General features: G+C 40.2%; 16 protein-coding genes. 3 read left to right on the forward strand and 13 right to left on the reverse strand.

Features of this window, described 5'->3' with window-relative positions; all coding sequences use genetic code 11:
• Positions 1-76 precede the first annotated feature (76 nt).
• From PCNPT3_RS10470 to guaB, 4 genes are all read right to left on the reverse strand, one after another.
• Positions 77-1,714 (reverse strand): CTP synthase, encoded by a 1,638-nt coding sequence (locus tag PCNPT3_RS10470; RefSeq protein WP_015465838.1) that lies wholly within the window; start codon positions 1,712-1,714, stop codon positions 77-79.
• 123 nt (positions 1,715-1,837) lie between these two features.
• The gene (gene ampD, locus PCNPT3_RS10475) at positions 1,838-2,389 is read right to left on the reverse strand and encodes a 1,6-anhydro-N-acetylmuramyl-L-alanine amidase AmpD (RefSeq protein ID WP_015465839.1); all 552 of its coding nucleotides are present in this window, start codon (positions 2,387-2,389) and stop codon (positions 1,838-1,840) included.
• Between the two features lie 205 nt (positions 2,390-2,594).
• Positions 2,595-4,175: a glutamine-hydrolyzing GMP synthase gene (gene guaA / locus PCNPT3_RS10480; RefSeq protein WP_015465840.1), complete on the reverse strand. Its 1,581-nt coding sequence runs from the start codon at positions 4,173-4,175 to the stop codon at positions 2,595-2,597.
• 105 nt (positions 4,176-4,280) lie between these two features.
• Positions 4,281-5,747 carry an IMP dehydrogenase gene (gene guaB / locus PCNPT3_RS10485; protein WP_015465841.1) on the reverse strand — a complete coding sequence of 489 codons (1,467 nt, stop codon included), beginning with the start codon at positions 5,745-5,747 and terminating at the stop codon, positions 4,281-4,283.
• A gap of 636 nt (positions 5,748-6,383) precedes the next feature.
• On the opposite strand from guaB, the gene xseA reads away from it, so the two are divergent.
• Positions 6,384-7,715 (forward strand): exodeoxyribonuclease VII large subunit, encoded by a 1,332-nt coding sequence (gene xseA, locus PCNPT3_RS10490; protein ID WP_015465842.1) that lies wholly within the window; start codon positions 6,384-6,386, stop codon positions 7,713-7,715.
• Between the two features lie 114 nt (positions 7,716-7,829).
• Here the strand turns inward: xseA and PCNPT3_RS10495 are convergent, their stop codons facing one another.
• The 4 genes from PCNPT3_RS10495 to frsA all read right to left on the reverse strand — a co-directional run bounded on the left by PCNPT3_RS10495 (position 7,830) and on the right by frsA (position 12,043).
• A complete protein-coding gene (locus PCNPT3_RS10495) occupies positions 7,830-9,077 on the reverse strand; it encodes a glutamate-5-semialdehyde dehydrogenase (RefSeq protein ID WP_015465843.1) in 1,248 nt (415 codons plus the stop codon).
• Between the two features lie 51 nt (positions 9,078-9,128).
• Positions 9,129-10,238 (reverse strand): glutamate 5-kinase, encoded by a 1,110-nt coding sequence (proB, locus tag PCNPT3_RS10500; protein ID WP_015465844.1) that lies wholly within the window; start codon positions 10,236-10,238, stop codon positions 9,129-9,131.
• Between the two features lie 98 nt (positions 10,239-10,336).
• A complete protein-coding gene (gene crl / locus PCNPT3_RS10505; protein WP_015465845.1) occupies positions 10,337-10,729 on the reverse strand; it encodes a sigma factor-binding protein Crl in 393 nt (130 codons plus the stop codon).
• Between the two features lie 54 nt (positions 10,730-10,783).
• Complete coding sequence (gene frsA / locus PCNPT3_RS10510; RefSeq protein ID WP_015465846.1) at positions 10,784-12,043, reverse strand: esterase FrsA; 1,260 nt, start codon at positions 12,041-12,043, stop codon at positions 10,784-10,786.
• A gap of 36 nt (positions 12,044-12,079) precedes the next feature.
• Here frsA and PCNPT3_RS10515 point away from each other — a divergent pair, with 36 nt between their 5' ends.
• A complete protein-coding gene (locus PCNPT3_RS10515) occupies positions 12,080-13,273 on the forward strand; it encodes an NnrS family protein (RefSeq protein ID WP_015465847.1) in 1,194 nt (397 codons plus the stop codon).
• A gap of 19 nt (positions 13,274-13,292) precedes the next feature.
• Here PCNPT3_RS10515 and PCNPT3_RS10520 read toward each other — a convergent pair whose 3' ends face one another.
• On the reverse strand, positions 13,293-15,236 hold the full coding sequence (locus PCNPT3_RS10520; protein WP_015465848.1) for a cation:proton antiporter: 1,944 nt from the start codon (positions 15,234-15,236) through the stop codon (positions 13,293-13,295).
• Positions 15,237-15,467: 231 nt separating this feature from the next.
• On the opposite strand from PCNPT3_RS10520, the gene PCNPT3_RS10525 reads away from it, so the two are divergent.
• Complete coding sequence (locus PCNPT3_RS10525; protein WP_015465849.1) at positions 15,468-16,361, forward strand: GGDEF domain-containing protein; 894 nt, start codon at positions 15,468-15,470, stop codon at positions 16,359-16,361.
• Here the strand turns inward: PCNPT3_RS10525 and tilS are convergent.
• The 4 genes from tilS to lpxB form a co-directional block, all read right to left on the reverse strand.
• The gene (tilS, locus tag PCNPT3_RS10530) at positions 16,341-17,666 is read right to left on the reverse strand and encodes a tRNA lysidine(34) synthetase TilS (RefSeq protein ID WP_015465850.1); all 1,326 of its coding nucleotides are present in this window, start codon (positions 17,664-17,666) and stop codon (positions 16,341-16,343) included. The two genes, PCNPT3_RS10525 and tilS, sit on opposite strands and share 21 nt — an antisense overlap.
• 49 nt (positions 17,667-17,715) lie before the next feature.
• Positions 17,716-21,228: a DNA polymerase III subunit alpha gene (gene dnaE, locus PCNPT3_RS10535; protein ID WP_015465851.1), complete on the reverse strand. Its 3,513-nt coding sequence runs from the start codon at positions 21,226-21,228 to the stop codon at positions 17,716-17,718.
• A gap of 63 nt (positions 21,229-21,291) precedes the next feature.
• Entirely contained in the window at positions 21,292-21,906 is a 615-nt protein-coding gene (rnhB, locus tag PCNPT3_RS10540; protein WP_015465852.1) for a ribonuclease HII, read from the reverse strand.
• Positions 21,899-23,047, reverse strand: a complete 1,149-nt coding sequence (gene lpxB / locus PCNPT3_RS10545) for a lipid-A-disaccharide synthase (RefSeq protein ID WP_041771536.1) — start codon at positions 23,045-23,047, stop codon at positions 21,899-21,901. Before lpxB ends, rnhB begins: the two co-directional genes overlap by 8 nt.
• Positions 23,048-23,056 lie beyond the last annotated feature (9 nt).

Raw genomic sequence — 23,056 nt, forward strand, 5'->3', positions numbered from 1 at the left:
AATATGTAACGTTAGTCACTAAATAACATTCTATGTGTCAGTTTCTAACAAAACAGAATGTGATGTCAACCACAAACTATTTAAATCGTCCTTGTTGATGATCTATCGCAGATTTTATAAAGCCTTTAAATAAAGGATGTCCATCCCGAGGTGTCGATGTAAACTCAGGGTGGAACTGCGCAGCAACAAACCAAGGATGATTTGGAATTTCGATAATTTCTACTAATTTTTTGTCTGCCGATAAACCTGCAATCGACAAGCCTGCTTTTTCAAGTTCAGGTAAGAAACGATTGTTCACTTCATAACGATGACGATGACGTTCAAATATTTCTGCATTTCCGTACATTTCACGCACTTTAGAGCCGGCTTTTAGATGACATTTTTGTGCGCCAACGCGCATTGTGCCACCAAGATCAGAACTCTCAGTACGTAGCTCAACTTCACCTGATTTATCAATCCACTCTGTGATCAAGCCAACAACAGGTTGCTTACAATCTGCTTTAAACTCGGTTGAATTAGCGTGTTTAAGACCTGCAACATTACGTGCAAATTCAATTAAGGCGACTTGCATGCCTAAACAAATGCCTAAATAAGGTATTTTATTTTCACGCGCAAATTTCGCAGCCAGAATTTTGCCTTCAATACCACGCGTACCAAACCCGCCAGGTACTAAAATCGCATCTAAACCTTGCAACGCAAGGTCACCTTTCACTTCTACGTCTTGTGAATCAATGTATTTGATGTTCACTTTCGTCGCGTTTTTTAAACCGCCATGTTTTAATGCTTCATTGACCGATTTATAAGCATCTGGTAATTCAATATATTTACCTACCATGCCAATGACGACTTCATGTGATGTATTTGCTTCTTCGGAAACCACTTTTTCCCACTCACTTAAATCAGCTTCTGGGCATTTAAAGCCAAAACGCTGTACGCAAAGCTCATCTAAACCTTGTGCTTTTAAAAGTGCCGGAATTTTATAAATAGAGTCTACATCACGTAATGAAATGACGTTTTTGTCTTGCACATTACAAAATAATGCAATTTTTGCACGCTCATTCGCAGGGAAGGCAACTTCACTACGACAAATAAGAATGTCGGGTTGAACCCCTAAACTGCGTAATTCTTTAACCGAATGTTGCGTTGGTTTTGTTTTGATCTCACCCGCCGTTTTTAAATACGGTAAAAGAGTCAAATGTATATACATTGCATTTTGAGGTCCCACTTTAAGACCTAATTGACGGATAGCTTCAATAAAAGGTTGTGATTCAATATCACCCACCGTGCCACCTAATTCAACGATCGCAACATCATGTCCTTTACCACCGGCAACAATGCGCTCTTGGATCTCATTAGTAATATGCGGGATCACCTGAATAGTCGCGCCTAAATAATCACCACGACGCTCTTTCGCTAATACATCAGAGTAAATACGCCCTGTCGTAAAGTTATTACGTTTGGTCATACGGGTGCGAATAAAACGTTCGTAATGACCTAAATCAAGATCCGTTTCAGCGCCATCATCCGTTACAAAAACTTCACCATGTTGAGTTGGACTCATTGTTCCTGGATCAACATTTATGTAGGGATCTAATTTTAAAATAGTGACGTCTAAGCCACGCGCTTCTAAAATAGCAGCTAATGATCCAGCTGTAATACCTTTACCAAGCGATGAAACCACGCCACCTGTTACGAAAATATATTTTGTCGTCATAATAACCCTGAGAATTTAGGAATAATAAATAATGGTAGTTTGTTGTACGGTTATTTTGATTTATTTAATCCCGTACGGATGGAGAAGTAGTATAACAAACAGACATAACTTCGACAATCTACTTCACAGTTTTAATAATGAAAAATAATGCTCCCAATCAAATTTATTACCGGGATCTTGTTTACGTTGTGGTGCAATGTGACTGTGGCCGACAATTCTCTCATTATTTATCAATGGGTAAGCTAACTTTAGCTGCTTAGTTAGTCTTGCTAAGGCTCGATACTGTTTTTTTGTATAGGCCGACGATACTGTTCCTTCAAGCTCAATACCTATCGAGTAATCGTTGCACTGCGTCACATTTAAGAAAGAGGAATGTCCCGCATGCCATGCGCGCAGATGAAAAGGTACATATTGTACAATGCGACCATCGCGGTAAATAACACAATGCGCTGACACTTCTAAATTTTGTAAAATAGAAAAACTAGGGTGTATTTGGCAATCTAATTCACCCATAAACAGTTGATGTATTGCCGTGCCACCATAATGCCCTTCTGGCAAACTAATACAGTGAATAACCAACAAACTGATATCCTGCTCGTTCGGCCGCGTGTTACAAAAAGGACTTTTAAATATTTTAGCTTGAGGATAATAGCCCTCTAGATCTATCTCATTCACTTTCACATTCCCTCTTTGCATTATGCAGACCAATTTTATTGCTAAAGATAGCATAAATAGCCCTAAAGTAGCGCTTACACGCGGTATTTATAATGCGTAAAATCACCTTTTATTTACCGGTAACAATGCAAATAGATATATTTTCAAACATAAAAAAAGGTGCTTCATAAAGCACCTTTTTAGTCGTTATCACAAACTCAGAGGATCATTCCCACTCAATCGTTGCCGGTGGTTTACCTGATACATCATAAACAACTCGCGAAATACCATCGATTTCATTAATGATACGGTTCGACACATGTCCGATTAAGTCATAAGGAAGATGTGACCAACGCGCGGTCATAAAATCAATGGTCTCAACGCAGCGCAGTGCAACAACCCAATCATATTTACGGCAATCACCCATCACGCCAACAGAGCGTACGGGTAAAAACACCACAAAGGCTTGACTGACTTTATGGTAAAGATCGGCTTTATGTAATTCTTCAATAAAAATTGCATCCGCACGGCGCAGTAAATCACAATATTCTTTTTTCACTTCACCTAATACGCGAACACCTAAACCAGGACCTGGAAAAGGATGACGATAAAGCATGTCATAAGGTAGTCCGAGCTCTAAACCGATTTTACGTACTTCATCTTTAAATAATTCACGTAATGGCTCAACTAAACCCATTTCCATATCATCGGGTAGACCGCCCACATTATGGTGCGATTTGATCACATGTGCTTTACCATTTTTAGTGGCAGCAGATTCAATAACATCAGGGTAAATAGTGCCTTGTGCAAGCCATTTAGCATTTTCTAATTTCTTTGATTCTTCATCAAAGATTTCAACAAAAACACGGCCAATGATTTTACGCTTTTTCTCAGGATCACTTTCGCCGGCCATTTCATTTAAGAAACGATCTTCCGCGTTAACACGAATTATTTTCAGACCGAAGCGGCCTGCAAACATTTCCATTACTTGATCGCCTTCATCAAGACGTAACAAGCCATTATCAACAAAAACACAAGTCAGTCTATCACCGATAGCGCGCTGTAATAACATCGCAACAACAGAGGAATCAACACCACCTGAAAGGCCTAAAATAACTTCATCATCACCAATTTGCTCTTTCATTCGCGCGATTGCATCGTCAATAATAGATGCTGATGTCCACAACGTGGCGCAGCCACAAATATCAACGACAAAGTTACGTAGCATTGCTTCGCCTTGACGCGTATGCGTCACTTCAGGGTGAAATTGCACACCATAAAAATGTTTATCAGTATTAGCAATGGCTGCAAATTCACAGGTTGCCGTATTCGCTAACGTTACAAAGCCACTTGGGATAGAAGACACTTTATCGCCGTGACTCATCCATACATCAAGTAAACTCTTATTGTCATCTGTCAGTCCATCTTCAATTCCCGCAAGGAATTTTGATGCTTGTTGCACTTTAACTTGGGCATAACCAAACTCGCCCTCGCCTTCACCTTTAATAACGCTGCCACCTAATTGCTCAGACATGGTTTGCATGCCATAACAAATACCTAATACAGGCACGCCAGCATTAAAAACATATTCTGGTGCACGAGGTGAATTAGGCGCTGTCACACTTTCAGGCCCACCAGCTAGAATGATCCCTGTTGGTGCAAATTCTTTGATATCCGCAGCGCAAACATCCCAACTCCAAAGCTCACAATAAACCCCTATTTCGCGTACACGTCGCGCGATCAGTTGCGTATATTGCGAACCGAAATCTAAAATTAAAATACGTTGCTTATGGATATTTTTTGTCATTGTTGATCCTTTTAAAAAAATAAAAGAGAGTTACCCCTCTTTTATTTTTAATATTGGCAAAGGGTATTACTACCCTGAAATAAATAGCGTTATAAAACTAAAAACTTAACTACCCATGCGGTAATTAGGTGCTTCTTTGGTGATAGCCACATCGTGCACATGACTTTCGCCCATGCCCGCACTGGTTATTTTCACAAACATAGCTTTAGTATTCATTTCTTTAATCGTGGCACATCCTGTCAGCCCCATAGATGAACGTACGCCACCCATTTGCTGATGAATGATCTCTTTTACTTTGCCTTTATAAGCAACGCGGCCTTCAATGCCTTCTGGCACTAATTTATCAGCCGCATTATCACTTTGGAAATAACGATCAGATGAGCCTTTTGACATCGCAGCTAATGATCCCATACCACGATATGACTTAAATGAGCGACCTTGGAATAAAATAATTTCGCCAGGAGACTCTTCTGTGCCCGCGAACATACTGCCCATCATGACGCAAGATGCACCAGCAGCAAGTGCTTTTGCGATATCACCAGAAAAACGAATGCCACCATCCGCTATCACGGGAATACCGGTGCCTTTGAGCGCTTCAACCGCATCAGAAATAGCCGTTAATTGTGGTACGCCTACGCCAGTTACGATACGTGTAGTACAAATAGAACCAGGGCCTATTCCTACTTTTACCGCGTTACAGCCAGCGGCTACCAGTGCTTTAGCACCATCACCGGTTGCGACATTACCACCTACAATTTGTAAATCAGGGTAACTTGCACGCGTCGCTTTAATGCGATCTAATACACCTTGAGAGTGGCCATGTGAAGAATCGATTAATAACACATCCACGCCAGCTTCAACGAGTGCATCAATACGTGCTTCATTACCTGCACTTGCGCCGACAGCAGCGCCAACACGTAGACGGCCCAATGAATCTTTACATGCATTAGGTTTACGCTCAGCTTTACGGAAATCTTTAACCGTGATCATGCCTTGCAGTTTGAAAGCATCATCGACTAATAATACTTTTTCAATACGTTTAGAATGCATTAATGCTTCAATTTCATCACGCGCCGTATTCGGGCTTGCGGTAACGAGATTTTGCTTAATCGTCATCACATCTGCTACGCACTTATTCAAGTCAGTCTCAAATAAAACATCACGTCCGGTGATAATACCGACTAACTTTCCAGAGGTTTCAACAACAGGGTAACCAGCAAAGCCATGTTGCTCAGTTAACGCTTTGATTTCTGATAGGGTCGTAGTAGGAGAAACAGTAATAGGGTTTGCAACAACACCACTTTCGTGGATTTTCACTAAGCGTACTTGTTCCGCTTGCACTTCAATTGACATGTTTTTATGGATAAAACCGATGCCACCTTCTTGTGCTAACGCAATCGCAAAACGCGCTTCAGTAACCGTATCCATAGCAGCTGAAACAACAGGGATATTTAACGCTATCGTGGGCGTTAATATTGTTTTTAAATCAGCAGTATTGGGTAAAACAGTTGAATGGGCTGGGACGAGTAATACATCATCAAATGTTAATGCATCTTTGACTATTCTTAGCATGTTGCAATATCTCACTTATAGTTGGGAGGATTGATCAATACCTTTGTTACGGGTATTATATTGCTGAAGGATTATAGGGCTTTGATATTTAAAATTCAAGGCGGAAATGCTTTTTTGGGACACTAATCACAATAAATATTATAATGTGATAATTACTTAGCATTATATATATTAATAATTCACATGTCGCGCCGTATTTGGCAAAAAAACACAGACATATTGACATCTTTTTATAAAATAAAGGTACCACTTTATATTTTCCGTACATTTTAGCGGGTTTTGATCCCATCCTAACCGTTATTCATTAAACCTATCAGCAGTGAGATGTGTCCATGTTGCCTCAATATGCATTACCTGTACTGGCGATCGTTATTCCCTTTAGGTTGCTTGCAACGCACAAGTGATATTTGAGTTCGCCCCAAAAAGAGCAGTCAAATTGAACTTCTCTTTGTCCTTGATGTGTTGGTATAAAGCCTCAACGTAGAATAACTATGTTTCAATTTTATGCCTATAAGCTAAGTCCAATTTGGCTTGCTGATTTTGCAGCTTGAAGTATCATGCGTATATAAGTTCAACTTAAGCGTTATAAAAAAATAAACACTTATACCTACTCTTTTGCTAATAATGATAATTAAAATGAATTCTGAAAATAAAAACATTTATAGTGTAACGCGTCTTAATCGCGCAGCTAAATCACTCTTAGAAGATGGCTTAGGTGTTATCTGGTTATCGGCAGAGATATCAAATTTAACCATTGCCGTATCTGGGCATTGGTATTTTACCTTAAAAGATCATAGTGCTCAGGTAAAGTGTGCCATGTTTAAAGGTAATAACCGGCGCACCCTATTTACACCAAAACACGGTCAACAAGTTTTAGTGCGCGGTAAACTCAGTCTTTATGAAACACGTGGCGACTATCAATTAATCATTGAAAGTATGCAAGCTGAAGGCGACGGTGCTTTAAAGCAACAATTTGAAGCGCTCAAATGCCAACTCGCAGGTGAAGGCCTGTTTTCTGCGGAGCATAAGAAACCCTTACCGCAAATCATTAAACGCGTGGGTATTGTTACATCCTCAACGGGGGCTGCTCTCTTTGATATTTTAAGTGTTTTAAAACGACGCGATCCACGCTTAGAAGTTATTATTTATCCCAGCTTGGTACAAGGAAAAAGTAGTGCCGCCTCCATTGTGGCACAAATTAACCTTGCCAATGCGCGCCATGAGTGTGATCTTTTAATTGTAGGTCGAGGTGGCGGCTCATTAGAAGATTTATATTGTTTTAATGATATTAACGTAGCCTATGCTATTTTTCATAGCCAGTTACCTATTATCAGTGCGGTAGGACATGAAATTGATGTGACTATTAGTGATTTTGTTGCCGATATTAGAGCTGCAACGCCGTCAGCGGCAGCTGAACTGGTCAGTCAAAATAAAACCTTTGTCAGTACGCAGTTAAGTACGTTAACAACACGTCTACAACGCGCTATTCATAGTTATATGCAGCATAATTCGCATTTACATGCTCTTTTAAAAGAAAAATTAAGACAACAAGATCCACAACATAAATTACAACAAAAAACATTAATGACGGATGAGTTGAGTTTACGCTTAAGCCATGCAATGCAACAAATGCTGCACAGAGCGGTACAAAAAAATGCCAGCCTTAATGCGCATTTACAGCAAAATAGCCCACAGAAAAACATCGAAATTGAAAAGCAAAAACAGATCCAATTATACACGCGTTTAAAAAATAGCTTATTGAATACGTTGCAACAAAAACAAATGTATTTACAAACTAAAATGGCGAGACTCAATGCGGTAAGTCCTCTTGCGACCCTTGCTCGAGGTTATGCTATCGTTAAAGACGCTCAAGGAAAAGTGGTCACCGATGCGACTAGCTTAAAAGAAGAAAGTAAACTCAATATCCATTTTGCAAAAGGTGAAGTACAAGCTCGGATCATTAAATAAAAGAGATCCGTGCAACGTGTTATTTAAGCGCCATTATTAATAAGCCCTGTTTAAGTGCTGGCTTAGGGCGCTTAAATAACAATAAGTAGAGATAGTTTATAACCCCAATGTATTTTATTGGCGCACTAAATAATCGCCCACACCAATCCATTTATACGTGGTTAATGCACTTAACCCCATCGGTCCACGGGCATGTAATTTTTGTGTTGATACAGCAACTTCAGCGCCTAAACCAAACTGACTGCCATCCGTAAAACGTGTACTGGCATTCACATATACTGCAGCTGAATTTACCGCATTAACAAATTTAGTCGTCTGCGCCAAATCGTTACTTAATATACCGTCACTGTGCTGCGAGCTATATTTACGAATATGCGCAAGAGCCTCATCTAAATCGCTCACCACTTTAACGCCAAGGTTCAAGGATAACCATTCTCGTGAAAAGTCATCCGCTTGCGCTTTGATCGCGCGCTCACCTAAAATAGCCTTGGCTTTTTCTTCTGCTACTAATGTGACCCCAAGAGGCAATAATTTATCGGCTAATTTAGTTAAAAACGCTGAGGCAATGCTCGCATCAACCAACAATGTATCCAGCGCGTTACATACTGCAGGACGTTGCACTTTTGCATTTTCGATGATAGCTAATGCTTTTTCAATATCCGCTGTTTTTTCTACGTAGAGATGGCAAATGCCTATTCCGCCAACGATAACGGGGATCGTACTGTTTTCTTTACAAAATTTTTGTAAACCGGCATTACCGCGAGGAATGATCATATCGACGAACTGATCCATTTTAAGGAGTTTCGCAACCCATGCTCTGTCCGTGTCTTCAATGTATTGAACAGCAGCTTTTGGTAAGCCCGCATCTTGCAGTGCTTTTTGGATAATATTAACCAAAACAATATTAGAATGAATGGTTTCTTTACCGCCACGTAAAATACAGGCATTACCTGTTTTTAAGCATAATGTTGCGATATCTATGGTGACATTAGGGCGGGCTTCATAAATAACCCCGATAACCCCCACCGGCACGCGGCGCTTACATAATCTTAAGGTATTTTCGAGCACTTGACTCTCAAACTCCTCTCCCACCGGATCCTTTAATGCTATCACTTGTCGTAAATCACTAATGATCCCGGCTAATCGCGGCGCATCTAACAGCAGACGATCTAAAAGCGCATCACTCAAGCCGTTTTTAATGCCCAACTCGATATCTTTCTTATTCGCCTCTAAAATGAGTGTTTGCTGCGCCTCTAATGCGCTGGCAATCGTCTCAAGAGCAACATTTTTTGTATGGCTATCTAAAAGGGCCAACTCATAACTTGCTTGTTGTGCTAATTTTCCAATCTCTAATAAATCCATTTTTTATTCCTTAATGCACACATATCAACATCTACGTTCACGTTCACGTATTTAAAGTAACACTAAATCATCTCGATGCATGACAACGCTACCATGCTCAAAACCTAAACATGATTCAATCATATGTGAATGTATGCCTTTGATTTTTTCAATGTCCATGCTTTTATAACGCACCACGCCACGTGCCAAGTCATTGCCATTAACATCACAAACCATCACCACAGAGCCACGTAAAAAGGTGTTTTGCGTTCCGACAATACCTTTGGCGAGTAAACTGCTGCCTGATTTAAGCAGTGCGTGCGCAGCTCCTGTGTCGATGATTATTTTCCCGGAGATACGCGAACCTGCAAAAATCCAATTCTTACGTTTTTCTAAGCGATTTTTAAGGACGCTAAAACGCGTGCCAACTGATTTATTCTGCACCGCATCAATGATCACGTTCTCACGAGAGCCCGACGCGATGATAACTTCTATGCCTGCGCCACTTGCCACCGTTGCCGATTCAATTTTAGTTGCCATTCCACCGGTACCAAGACCTCCGACACTGCCCCCTGCGAGTGCATGTATTGACTCATCTATTTGGGTTATTTCACGAATAAGGGTCGCACTTTTATCAAAGCGCGGATCGGCAGTAAACAGTCCCTGTTGATCCGTTAACAGTAATAATTGCTCAGCATCTGCTAGCAGAGCAACGAGTGCCGATAAATTATCATTATCGCCCACTTTTATTTCACTGGTTGCCACCGCATCATTTTCATTGATCAAGGGGATAATATTATATTTCAACAAGGTTTTTAGGGTGTCTCGAGCATTTAAAAAACGCACACGATCATCTAAATCGGCACGCGTTAATAGCATTTGTCCCACATGTATTGAATAAATCTTAAAAAGAGCTTCCCATTCTTTAATAAGTTGCCCTTGCCCTACGGCTGCATACATCTGCTTATTGGCAATCGTATCTTTGATATCAGGGAAACCTAAATATTCCTTTCCGGCAGCAATTGCCCCAGAGGTGACCACAACAATATGATGTCCTTGCTTATGTAGTAATGCACATTGACGCACAATTTCTAACATATGCGCTCTATCTAATTTTTTAGTACCGCTGGTTAATACACTTGTACCAAGCTTAACAACAATCGTTTTATTCTTAATTTTCATGGACTTTAATTTTCTTATAAAAAAACAGCAACGATATGTTGCTGTTTTTTAGTATATACCGATGTGCCTTGCCGATGCAAAATCAGCAAGTAAAACGATTAAACTTCTGTAAGCGTAGCTTCTCGAGCGCATAAAGTGCTACCCGTTTCTTCTTCTATCAACGCGGTGATGTTTAATAAAAAAGTTTCAAAGGCAGCATCAATTTGCTTTTGCTCTGCTTTTTTAAATTTGTGCGCAGTCCAATCACCTTGTTTATCAAACAGACCATCAAAGCGTTCAAATTCAAATCCATCATCCGTGCGGTACAGCATTGCCCACCAGCCATAAAACTCTCGCTCTGCAGGATCGGCTGCAGCATCAACACAAATCTCTAAACAATCAAAAAAGAAACTATCTTGTGTTGATTGTAGTTTCCGAAAATAAGGGCCTAAATCGGTGAATAACTTAAATAACCGCCCTCTTGATGGCATTTTTTTTATGGCCACAGTCATACATTAACTCCTATATAAATAATTTAATAAACAATTTAACAAACAATTTACCATTCACTCAAGAAGATGTCTTGTTAACCATTGGGCAGAATAACGTAAAGAGTGTAAATAAGATGTAAAAATGGGAGGTTTATCATGGATCTGAGATTCTCCTTCCCAACTTGCCCTAGCTATCGCTATCAGGTCTTTCTCGTCACACAGCATATCATGCTTATGCCCAATACTTAAAAAAGGTGTTTCAATACGTTTACGAGCGAGTAACCCTTGCTTAACAAGTGAAAAAGGCATGCAGAGTGGATAGAGTTGCGCGACATCAGAATTATTGACTTGTAAGCGTGATGCGAAACAATCAAGTAAGACAGGAGGTAGCGCTTTAAATTTGTCCTTATCATCAAAGATAGAAGAGACCGTTGCACCAACTGACACCACAGATTTAATCGATTTGGGCTCTAGAAAAGCCAACCGCGTCGCGATGTTTCCACCAAAGCGCATGCCCATTAATGAGATCCGCGCTTGATCCACCCAAGGCACATGTTGCATATAATGTATGATCGCTTGATGTAATTGCGATGCATCTTCCGTTAGTTTTACTTGTGATGAAAAGCCCACACCGGGAATATCTACCGTTAACATTGCAATGCCCGCTGGCGCCAAATCGTTTTCAAATAGGGAATACATTTCACACTGCAACATATCGATCCCCCCACTGACGATAACTAAAGGATGAATATGCTCAGTATGGGGAAGATGTAAGTAACAAATAATTTGTTTACCTTGGAACGGAACTTTTATCTCTTTTAATAGGCTTTTACTCGCATACTTAAATGACTCTCTATAGTTCTGAAAAGCCAACAACTGCGCCTGTATACTCAGTTCATCGCCTCGCAAATGCGGGTAACTTGCCACACTATAAAATTGTGAGGCGCTATAAAAGGCTTTTTGAGCACGACTATTATTACCCTCCTCAACAAACTCTTTCGCTTTTTTTTGGTAATACATGCCTTTTTGAGTCCACTCATAAGCCCAATTACCAGAGCGAAAACCAATCACAGAATCAAGAATATCCGTTTCGCTACGTGGGTTTTTTGATGAGGATATTTTAGATAGAACGTCATAACAATCAATTGCCTCTATACCTTGCCAAGACCACAATAAAAATTTAAGAAGACGGTACCAGCCATCACGACTTTCCCCCTCCTTGATAACATCATTCAGTTTAAGGTTTTTTTTTGTCGAAGAATTAGCGATAATTGCAGAAGTTTCTTGTACATGACGTTTTTGTGTAAAAAGTATTTTAGATAAATTCTCAGACATAAGTTACTCAGCAAATTAAAATTTAAAGGAAGCGACATGATACAGATAACTGACAATGCCACCGAGCAAAAAATATTTCCACTATTTCGTCTTGGTTTTCGGCCTTTTTTTCTCGTCGGTAGCCTTTTTTCTATCGTAAGTTTACTACTTTGGGGGCTATTACTTAGTGCGAATATACACTTAAACTCACCCATACCCAGTGCGCAGTGGCATGCTCATGAGATGCTTTTTGGCTTTGCAGGTGCCATCATTCTCGGGTTTTTACTGACCGCAGTGCAGACTTGGACCGGTTACCCTGGATTAAAAGGCAAAAAACTGGCGCTATTATTTAGCTTGTGGATATTAGCACGAATAGCGCTTTTTATAATTCCTGAGAATTTATTCTGGTTAACGATGGCGCTTGAGTTAAGTTGGATGCCACTGGCAGCCCTCGTCTTAGCGCAAGCTATTTTTCATGCGAAGCAATGGCGTAATTTATTTTTTGTGCCACTGCTACTTATCATGACATTATTAAATGCACTCAGTTTGATCGGCTTTAAAACCCACGATTACATGCTTTCACAACATGCGATCTGGAGTATGTTGTTTTTAGTATTTTTTATTATCGCAATGATGGGGGGACGCGTGATCCCTTTCTTTACCAGTAAAGGTACTTCAACCCAAAAAGTGCAAAGTAATCGCTACATTGAATACCTTTCTTTATTCCCATTACTTGCCTTAGCGCTCTTAACTTGGTTTCCCGAATATCAAGCCGTCAGCGCTTATTTAGCGCTGATTACTGGTATTGCTAATTTATGCAGAGTACTACGCTGGCGCCCATTGATCACCTTACCCGTTGCTCTTTTATGGTCTCTGCATTTTAGCTATTTATTATTATCAAGTGGTTTGATTTTCTACTCTTTAGCTTTATTTATGCCACAATTTAATGCTACAGGAATGATGCACTTAACTGCAATAGCAGGTTTTGGAGGTATCATTTTAGCCATGATAAGTCGAGTCTCTTTGGGTCATACAGGCCGACCTCTACGCCCCTCTAAATGGATGAGTATCGCTTTTGTTAGTATCTTGCTCGCCGGTGTAATACGTGCTTTTTTACCTTTGTTTTATCCTCAGTTCACCTTAATGAGTTATTGGCTAAGCATTTCGTTGTGGGTCGGCGCCTTTGGCCTCTTTATTTTATTTTATGCAAAGATGTTACTGCAGGCACGTCTTGATAAACGTCCCGGTTAATATTTTTAAACACCGAGGATCACATCGATCCTCGGTACATTTTAAGCACCGCTGAGATAGCTGTTTTATTGCCCGACAATAACAATATATCTCCCTCTTTAAAGACGTCATCAGTAGCGATTTCGATACACGCCCCTTTTTTACAACGCCATGATTGCAAATCAATATGAGGGAAATCTTTCGCATTAAAGCGACGCCCAATGAGCATGTCTTCATGCTTTAATTGCATCACATATAAGGGGGCCATTGACCTTTCTGATTCAGGTTTATGGCTTTTATCAAAAAAACAAGACATTGGTAGCCCATATCTTTGACGCTCGGCCTCTAATTCTGCAGTGATATTTTTTCTACTCGTGCCACTTAAAAATAAGACTTGAGCGGCTAACATCAAGCCACCTTCAAGTACTTCGCCTATCGCGTAGTTCGCCCCCCCTGCCCGCAGCCTTGCACATCCTATTTCATTGCTAGTACGTACTAACACTTTTACGTTACTATTTAAAACGCGTACTTGTGCTAATAATGCCAGTGATTTATCTAAATCATCAAACGTAATAACCAATAGTTTTGCACTTTTAATACCGCATAACAATAATATATCCGCACTATTAGCATCACCAAAGTCTACTTTAACGCCTTTTTTATCGGCATCTTTAATACGCACAGGATCTCTATCGAGTACCACAAAAGGCAACGATTGTGCACGCATAAAACGGCACAGCGTTTGACCTACTCGGCCATAACCACAAATGATGGTGTGATCAGTATATTGCCCAGGTAGTATTTTTTTAGGGCGTAGTACTTTTTCTGAGTGATGTAATACGCCAGTGCTAATGACTTGACTGTATTTCACTAATATAGGCGTTAATGACATGCTGATCACCCCTGCAGCTATCAGTAATGACGATAAAGATGCATCTAATATCTGATATTTACTGCCTAATGCCACCAAAATAAATCCGAACTCCCCCATTTGAGCCAATGATATGCCGACACTTAACGCGATATTAACCCGCTCTTTCATCACTAACATTGCCACGCTAATACTGATTATTTTAGCGCTGATCAGTACGAAAACGAGAAGTAATAACAACCACACATTGTCTTTTAAAACATTAAAATCGAGTAAGGATCCAATAGAGATAAAAAAGACGGCCATTAAAATATCTTTAAAGGGCCGAATGTCCGCCGATATTTGATGCCGATAATGGCTCTCTGCAAGCATCATCCCCGCTAAAAATGAGCCGAGCGCCATAGACAGACCTAATTTTTGCGTAAACCAAGCACTGCATAACGTCACAAACAAAGCGGACAATATAAATATTTCATCGAACCGTAGTGTACCTATCTCATCAAAAAACTTAGGTAAAATCCAACGCCCAATAGAAAGTAAAACAAGTACAGCAAAACTACCTTTCATAAAGGCATTCAATAACTCATACATAAGCTCACCAGGGAGCATGGGCATGGCAATAATAGGGATAGTAATTAAAAAGGGCACGACGGCGAGATCTTGAAAAAGTAAAATAGAAATCGACAATTTTCCAGCACGAGAATGCAAACGTTGCTGATCTGACAATAATTTGACAATGATGGCGGTCGAAGACATTGTCAATATCCCCGCTATTGTAAAAGACTGCTGCCAAGTCATGGCAAAAAATTGACTCAACAAGTAAAAAAGAGAAAAGGAGAAAAAAACCTGTAGAGCACCGACACCAAAAACAAGACGACGCATTTTAATGAGTGTTTTTACACTAAATTGTAACCCTAATGAAAACATTAAAAAGACAATACCAAATTCAGCAATCAATTCAATTTCTTGATGATAATCAATTAAGTTAAACAGAGAAGGCCCGAGTAGAAAGCCTGCAAAAAGGTAAGCGACGATATTAGACATACGCAGTCTACGTAATAAAATCACGCTAATAATGGCGGAGAACAATAATAAGAGCAGATCTGTTAGCACAATAATCACTCCCTTTAATTAAAATTAAAGTGCAATAATGACAAATACGTAAGGCGTATCCTTGATGTGATCAAAAAGACAATCCACTTAAGCATAGACACAACCTAAAAACGTATACACTATTGCGTATAAATATCCTAAAAACCAAATTTGGCATAATAACTGCATAAGTTATTACAAGGTAAACAGACGGTGAAATAAAAAGAGACATCATGTTAAATAGGAGGTTTTATGCAAGTAATATCACATAAGCGTAGAGATTATCTATATGCACATAGCCCAACATTAGAAGTGCTTTCTAACGTTGCGATATTAACAACAAAAGATAAGCTTACCTGCTTAGAGCTATTGCAAGGATCATTAGATATTAATATCATGATGGCAAGTTTTTGCACCCTAGTGGCAAAATTTGTCCGCCCTTTTAATATCAGCTTTAAATCCGCACATACCTCTTTTAATAAAGATAACAAAACGAATTATAAGTGTGCCAAAACGTTTCATTTTCCTTTATCTTCGACTAGTCCTTGTATTGGTCAACTCACTTATGAAAGTGAGCAGGCACTTAGCCATCGCGATAACAAAATATTAATGGAATTACACCTATTACTTTTACCGATGTTAAAACATACGTTAAAACTGAGTGAATTAAACATTATGGTGTTTAAAGATCACCTCACTAACATTGGTAATAGAGCCTATTACGATGAGGTATTACAACTCGCCATCGACAAGAATTATCGTGATAATAAAGGTTTATCCTTACTCATTTTTGATGTCAATGATTTCAAAAATATTAATGATACTTATGGTCACTTTAAAGGCGATCAGGTGTTACAACAATTTGCGCATCTGTTAACGACCGTCATACGTGCATCGGATATGGCATTTCGTTTAGGGGGTGATGAATTTGCCATTGTATTACAGGCTACAACAGATAAATCGAGTAATAAAGTGCAACAGCGCCTTAGTGACGCCCTAAAAGAGGATCCTTTTTTAAGTACACTTTCTTTATCAAGCAGTGTGGGTTGTGCTCACTGGGATAGAAGCAAAACCGCATTAACGCTGTTCCAAGAAGCAGATGAAGATCTTTATAAACATAAAAAATCAAACAAAGGAAAGGCTTAGAGTCTCATCCGTTGTTAAACATATTTTTTGCATTTGGCATTGCCACAGACCAAGTGCCGCATAAAGCTCGCCATCGATAAAAATAAATGGCACTTGTGCGCGTAGCCAAGGTGGCAAGTTATATTCATGTAATAATTTTTTTATACTTCTAGATGCATAACGATGTATCGGCTGGCAGGATAAACTTGCCGGCAAATGTTGCCGAAATCGAATTTCAACGCAGTGTTGCTTCGCGGTAAAACCCGCATTGGCGGATATTTTTATCTGCAATTTACCCGCACACAAAAATAATATGTCTTCACCCTTCCAAACACACACCTCTTTTTCAATCTGCATTTTTTGCTCATCTACAAAATAAAGATCATCTTGATAACGACGTACGCTCATCGATTTAAAATTCATTTTAGGACAAGCGCCCTCATCACAAAGGGCAATATCATGCCAAAGTGCAATAAGCTGTTTTGTCGAGGGATATGCAAGTTCAACACTTTTAAACCACTGCCGTAATACATTACTGCGCCGCGTGGCGGTTAAGGCTTTTAATGCACTGATATTAAGCACTGCATCATTTAATAATCGCCTTATACACAGCTTGAAATCAACCTCGGTTAATTCATCGATCAGGGTTTGCTGCGCTTGGCAGTGCAATGCACTGCGGGCCGCCGTTTTAGCAATGCTTGGCCAGCGCGCTTTTAATAATGGGGTGATGCTGTGGCGAATAAAATTACGATCGAAACGTTGATCTTGATTACTTTCATCTTCAATCCACGCCAATGAAAACAAGGCAGCATAATCTTCAATTTGCTGGCGAGATACATCTAAAAGAGGCCTTATCAGCATCCCTTTGGGCAATTTTTGCGTCGCCAAAACACCTTGTAACCCGGTTAATCCCGCACCTCTTTTAAGGGCTAACAAGATACTTTCAAGTTGATCGTCTTGATGATGCGCAGTGACTAAACAGGTCGTTACCGATGCATTTTCTTGCAACGCTTTGTACCTGTGCTCACGCGCCACCGCCTCCAAACTACTTCTGTTTTTTTTATCTAAGTGCACGCGGGTCGCACAAAAGTCGACATTCAACGCTTTGCATAATGTACTGCAAAAAAGTAGCCAGTCATCCGCATGTGCGCTAAGGCCATGATGCACATGATGTGCCATCACCTTGCCGTTATGTAAACGAGAAAAAAGATGTAATAACACCACAGAGTCCATGCCACCACTTAATGCAATTTTAAAATTATCGCATTGTGGCGCAAGTGTTTTTAATTGCGCTTGTAAATAAGGTAATAAATCACAATCTTTCATCTTTTCTCATCTTCATAAAGTTAGGTTAATAAATCAATAGCTTAAAAACCTAACTTGTTATTTGTTCAAATTGCAAACTGACGTTGTCGTCGCCCAGTAATTTTTGCAACGCAAAAAGTAAATCATCACTCGGTGTCACCGACCACGATAAACCTAACGCTAACTCCGCACATGCCTTTTCCTGCGTATATTGTATATAAACGGGGCACAAACCACCTTTAGCGACTTGCAATGCCTCGTTAAAATGCACCTGAAAATCATCTGCTATCTTTTCTTTATTTATTTTTAAACGCAATTTAGAGGCAAAACGCTCGCGCGCCTGATCAATACTCATCACTTCTCTCGCGTTCATTTTAAGACCACCATTAAAGAAGTCTTCACTCACTTGGCCTTGTAATACAATGACTTTATCCATCACTAATAACGCTTCATATTGGTCAAGAAGATCAGCAAAGATGGTGATATCGATGCGTGCGGTTCTATCGTCTACGGTTAAAATCCCCATACGCTTACCCGCTTTGGTCACCATCACACGCAGGCCAATAATAAGCCCCGCTATTCGGCTATTTTGTCCACGGCGGTCACTGCTTAAATCAACAATAGGCTTACAATGAAACGCCCGTATATGCGCTTCATATTGATTGATCGGATGCCCGGTTAAATATAATCCTAAGGTTTCTTTTTCACCCGCAAGCCACTGCTTCTCAGGCCATTTTTCAACTTTAGAAAATCTATTTTCAATATCAGCACTGTCCGTCGTTAACACACCAAACAAATCGCACTGACCAAATGATTCAGCCCTTTTATGCTGCGTTGCAGACGCTAAGGCTAAGGGTAAATTTTCCATTAAAGCTGCCCTGTGAGGGCCTAAATTATCTAATGCACCGGCTAATATTAATTTTTCAATAATACGTTTACCACAATGCTTTAAATCCACTCGATTACAAAAATCAAAAAGATCGCGGAAATCCCCACCAATCGTGCGCGCCTCTATAATGGCATTAATCGGGCCTTCACCCACACCTTTCACCGCCCCAATACCATAAATAATGCGCAGGTTTTTATCGACATTAAATTTAAACTGGCCTTCATTCACATCAGGTGGACACAGATTAAGCCCCATGCGCTGACATTCTGACACCAAAATAACCACTTTGTCGGTATTATCCATATCCGCAGAAAGTACGGCTGCCATAAAGTAGGCAGGATAAAATGTTTTCATCCACAGCGTTTGATACGACACTAACGCATAGGCCGCCGAGTGTGATTTATTAAAACCATAACCCGCAAACTTTTCTACTAAATCAAATATTTTCATGGCGAGTTCGCCATCTATGCCATTATTAATCGCACCTTGCTCAAAGGTGCTCCGTTGTTTCGCCATCTCTTCAGGTTTCTTTTTACCCATCGCGCGGCGTAACATATCAGCGCCACCCAAGGTATAACCCGATAATATCTGCGCAATTTGCATCACTTGCTCTTGATACAAAATAATACCGTAAGTAGGATCTAGTATTTCTTTGAGTGATTCATGTTGCCATTTTTCATCGGGGTAAGAGACCGCTTCACGACCATGTTTACGCTCAATAAAGTTATCTACCATGCCAGAGCCTAATGGACCGGGCCTAAATAACGCCACTAAGGCTATCATATCTTCAAAGGAATCCGGTTGTAGACGCCTAATAAGATCTTTCATACCGCGTGATTCAAGCTGAAAGACCGAAGTGGTTTCATAGCGTTTTAAAAGCTCAAAACATTTAGGCTCCGTTAAGCTTATGCGCTCTATTTCAATCGCCTCTTCACCGCGATCGCTTTTATGCGCATTGGCCATATCCAATGCCCACTGAATGATAGTGAGGGTACGCAAACCTAGAAAATCGAATTTAACCAGACCCGCGGTTTCAACATCATTCTTATCAAATTGCGTAACGGGATTCTTACCTTCATCATCACAGTACAAAGGTGCAAAATCGGTAATGGTCGTGGGTGAAATAACCACGCCACCGGCATGTTTACCCGCATTACGAATAGTGCCTTCCAATGTTCGACACATATCAATCAAGTCGCGCACTTCTTCACTGCCATCGTAGCGCTCTTGCAAGCGAGGCTCTTCCTCAAACGCTTTGCTCAGCGTCATGCCTGGCGTCGGCGGAACCAGTTTAGAAATACTATCGACAAAACCATAAGGATGACCCAGTACTCGGCCCACATCACGAATAACCGCTTTGGCGGCCATAGTCCCAAAGGTAATAATTTGCGAAACCGCATCACGACCATATAATTGCGCAACATGATCAATCACTTCATCACGTCTTTCCATGCAAAAATCGATATCAAAATCGGGCATCGACACACGCTCTGGATTCAAAAATCGCTCAAACAGTAAATCGAGTTTTAATGGATCTAAATCGGTAATATTAAGTGCGTATGCAACCAATGATCCCGCACCACTCCCACGTCCTGGACCGACCGGTATTCCATTGTCTTTACTCCACTGAATAAACTCCATTACAATCAAGAAATAACCCGGAAATCCCATCGAGTTAATGACCTCGAGTTCAATTCTCAAGCGCTCATCATAAGGCGCGCGTATCTGCGCAAAATCAGCACTGTTTTTATCAAATAAAAACTCTAAACGGGCGTTTAAACCTTGGCGAGAAACCTCAATAAAATAATCATTAATGGGTTTACCTTGCGTAGGGAAGTCGGGTAAAAAACACTCACCTAACCGTAGTGTCACGTTACAACGCTTGGCTATTTCAACGCTATTTTGCAATGCTTCAGGGATATCTGAAAAGAGCTCGCACATCTCTTCTGGGCTGCGTAAATACTGCTCTTCACTGTAATCATGCGGGCGACGTTCATCGCCTAATGTATAGCCCTGATTGATACACACGCGGATAACATGCGCATCAAATAATGTTTTGTTAGAAAAAACGACTTGGTTGGTAGCCACCACCGGCAATTGATGTTTTTCAGCCCACTCGAGAGCATGGTGTATATACGTCTCTTCTTTAACACGCCCTGTGCGTATCAATTCAAGATAATAACGTTGTGGAAAATAAGTTTGATAAAATTGCGTTATCTCACTCGCCAATTCAAAATGGCCCTTTAATAACATTTTACCCAAGTCGCCCTCTTTGGCTCCAGAAAGTAAAATAATACCGTGGTTATATTCTTTGAGCCAATCTTGATCAAGAATTGCGCGCCCACCAACATGGCCTCGAAAATAAGCTTTGGATATAAGCTCCGTTATATTTTTATAACCCTCATTGTCCATTGCAAGAGCCGTAATGCGAAACTGCTCTTTTTCTAAAATTTCACTTTGCACCCAAAAATCGACACCCACCAATGGCTTTACACCCGCACTATGTGCTGCAGTATAAAACTTCACTAAGCCACAAAAATTAGTTTGGTCGGTTAAGGCAATGGCAGGCATGTTCATTGCGGCTGTATTTGCAATCAACGCTTTTACTTTGGTTAAACCATCAACCATCGAAAAGTCACTGTGTACTCTTAAGTGAATAAATTTAGGATCATGACTTACACTGGATTCGGACATAGAGCTTCCATCTGCTACAGGGTGATTATTGAAATACGGGCACAAAAAAATGCCCGGCAGGCGTTATAATAAACCTAATACTTTTTTTACGGGTTTAAAGCTTTTTCGATATTCATCGATTGGGCCATATTTCTCTAGCGCTTCAAAATGCGCTTTGGTTGGATAACCTTTATGCTTAGCAAAGCCATATTGAGGATACCGCGCATCAAGCTCGCGCATCTCACCATCACGCGTTACTTTAGCAATGATTGACGCCGCACTGATTTCAGCGACGCGTGCGTCGCCTTTAACTATCGCTTCGCAGGCCATATTTAATGTAGGGCAACGATTACCATCAATAAAAACAAAATTAGGTTGCAAGGAGAGTCCTTGCACAGCGCGTTGCATAGCGAGCATCGTTGCCTGTAATATGTTTATGTCATCAATTTCGGTCGGTGACGCTCGCCCAATTGAAATACATAAGGCTTTTTCTTGAATTTCAGTAAATAATAATGCCAGTTTTTTTTCACTTAACTTTTTAGAATCAGCCAATCCCTCAATAGGATTATTCGCATCTAATATCACAGCAGCCGTCACCACATCGCCCACTAAAGGCCCCCGGCCAACTTCATCAACACCGGCAATATAGTCCACATCAGGGTAAACAATCTCTGCAAAAACGTTATTTATTTTACTCATTTTTATTCTCTAATAATTTCACCACAGCTAAAGCGGCTTGCTCATCTGCATTACATTTTATTTGTTGGTGTAATTGTGTAAAGGTATGCACCATGTCATCGCCTCCCGCGCCAATTAAACGCTCTAGTTCCTGTTGCATATTATCAACCGTACAGTCTTGCTGATTTAACTCTTTTACCACTTCTTTATCGGCAATTAAATTGGGTAAAGACGTATATTTAACGCTCGAGAGCGCCCTGGCTATCAGATAGGTTATGGCACTCACTTTATAAGCGACGACCATCGGCGCTTTAGCAAGCATCGCCTCTAATGCTGCCGTACCCGATGCTAATAAAACAAGATCAGCCGATTGTAAAATGTCACTAGAGTGTCCATCAAATAACGTAATAGGTAGCTCACTGGCGATTTCTTTTATTTGTAACATAAACTGCTCTTTACGGCGTGCATTAACCATAGGAACAATAAATTCATATTCTGGATGCGCTTTGTGAATACGCTTTGCACACTCTAAAAATAATGGCCCAAGCATGGCAACTTCCGCTTTACGGCTACCCGGCAAAATCGCTAATAACTTTTGATCATCATCGAGTTTCAATACTTTACGCGCTTTTGATTTGTTACGCACTAAGGGCAGTTGATCCGCTAAGGTATGGCCTATAAATTGGCAGGGAACATTAAATCTATCATAAAATGCTTTTTCAAAAGGTAAAAAGGCTAACACTAAATCTGTCGCTTTGGCTATTTTATGAATGCGCCATTGCTTCCATGCCCACACAGAGGGGCTCACATAATGGATCGTTTTAATACCTTGCTGTTTTAATTTCAACTCTACCGTCAAATTAAAATCAGGGGCATCAATACCAATAAATATATCAGGAGGATTTTCTAAAAAATGTGCAATGATTGATTTTCGGATACTTAAAATACTGCGCAATTTACCGAGAACTTCTACAAAACCCATCACCGATAACGCTTCTAAAGGATGCAAAGAAACACACCCTTGGGCTATCATTTTAGGCCCTGCAATACCTTCAAAAATAGCATCCGGATAGTGAACCTTTAATGCTTTAATTAATCCTTCACCGAGAATATCACCCGAAGCTTCTCCTGCAATAAGGCCGATACGTAATACTTTTTTCATAAAATCCTC

This window comes from Psychromonas sp. CNPT3 (assembly GCF_000153405.2).
Lineage (GTDB): Bacteria > Pseudomonadota > Gammaproteobacteria > Enterobacterales > Psychromonadaceae > Psychromonas.

Coding starts and splice junctions, on each gene's coding strand:
- PCNPT3_RS10470 (WP_015465838.1), bottom strand. CDS start 1,714: ATGACGACAAAATATATTTTCGTAACAGGTGGCGTGGTTTCATCGCTT.
- guaA (WP_015465840.1), bottom strand. CDS start 4,175: ATGACAAAAAATATCCATAAGCAACGTATTTTAATTTTAGATTTCGGT.
- guaB (WP_015465841.1), bottom strand. CDS start 5,747: ATGCTAAGAATAGTCAAAGATGCATTAACATTTGATGATGTATTACTC.
- xseA (WP_015465842.1), top strand. CDS start 6,384: ATGAATTCTGAAAATAAAAACATTTATAGTGTAACGCGTCTTAATCGC.
- PCNPT3_RS10495 (WP_015465843.1), bottom strand. CDS start 9,077: ATGGATTTATTAGAGATTGGAAAATTAGCACAACAAGCAAGTTATGAG.
- proB (WP_015465844.1), bottom strand. CDS start 10,238: ATGAAAATTAAGAATAAAACGATTGTTGTTAAGCTTGGTACAAGTGTA.
- crl (WP_015465845.1), bottom strand. CDS start 10,729: ATGACTGTGGCCATAAAAAAAATGCCATCAAGAGGGCGGTTATTTAAG.
- frsA (WP_015465846.1), bottom strand. CDS start 12,043: ATGTCTGAGAATTTATCTAAAATACTTTTTACACAAAAACGTCATGTA.
- PCNPT3_RS10515 (WP_015465847.1), top strand. CDS start 12,080: ATGATACAGATAACTGACAATGCCACCGAGCAAAAAATATTTCCACTA.
- PCNPT3_RS10525 (WP_015465849.1), top strand. CDS start 15,468: ATGCAAGTAATATCACATAAGCGTAGAGATTATCTATATGCACATAGC.
- tilS (WP_015465850.1), bottom strand. CDS start 17,666: ATGAAAGATTGTGATTTATTACCTTATTTACAAGCGCAATTAAAAACA.
- dnaE (WP_015465851.1), bottom strand. CDS start 21,228: ATGTCCGAATCCAGTGTAAGTCATGATCCTAAATTTATTCACTTAAGA.
- rnhB (WP_015465852.1), bottom strand. CDS start 21,906: ATGAGTAAAATAAATAACGTTTTTGCAGAGATTGTTTACCCTGATGTG.
- lpxB (WP_041771536.1), bottom strand. CDS start 23,047: ATGAAAAAAGTATTACGTATCGGCCTTATTGCAGGAGAAGCTTCGGGT.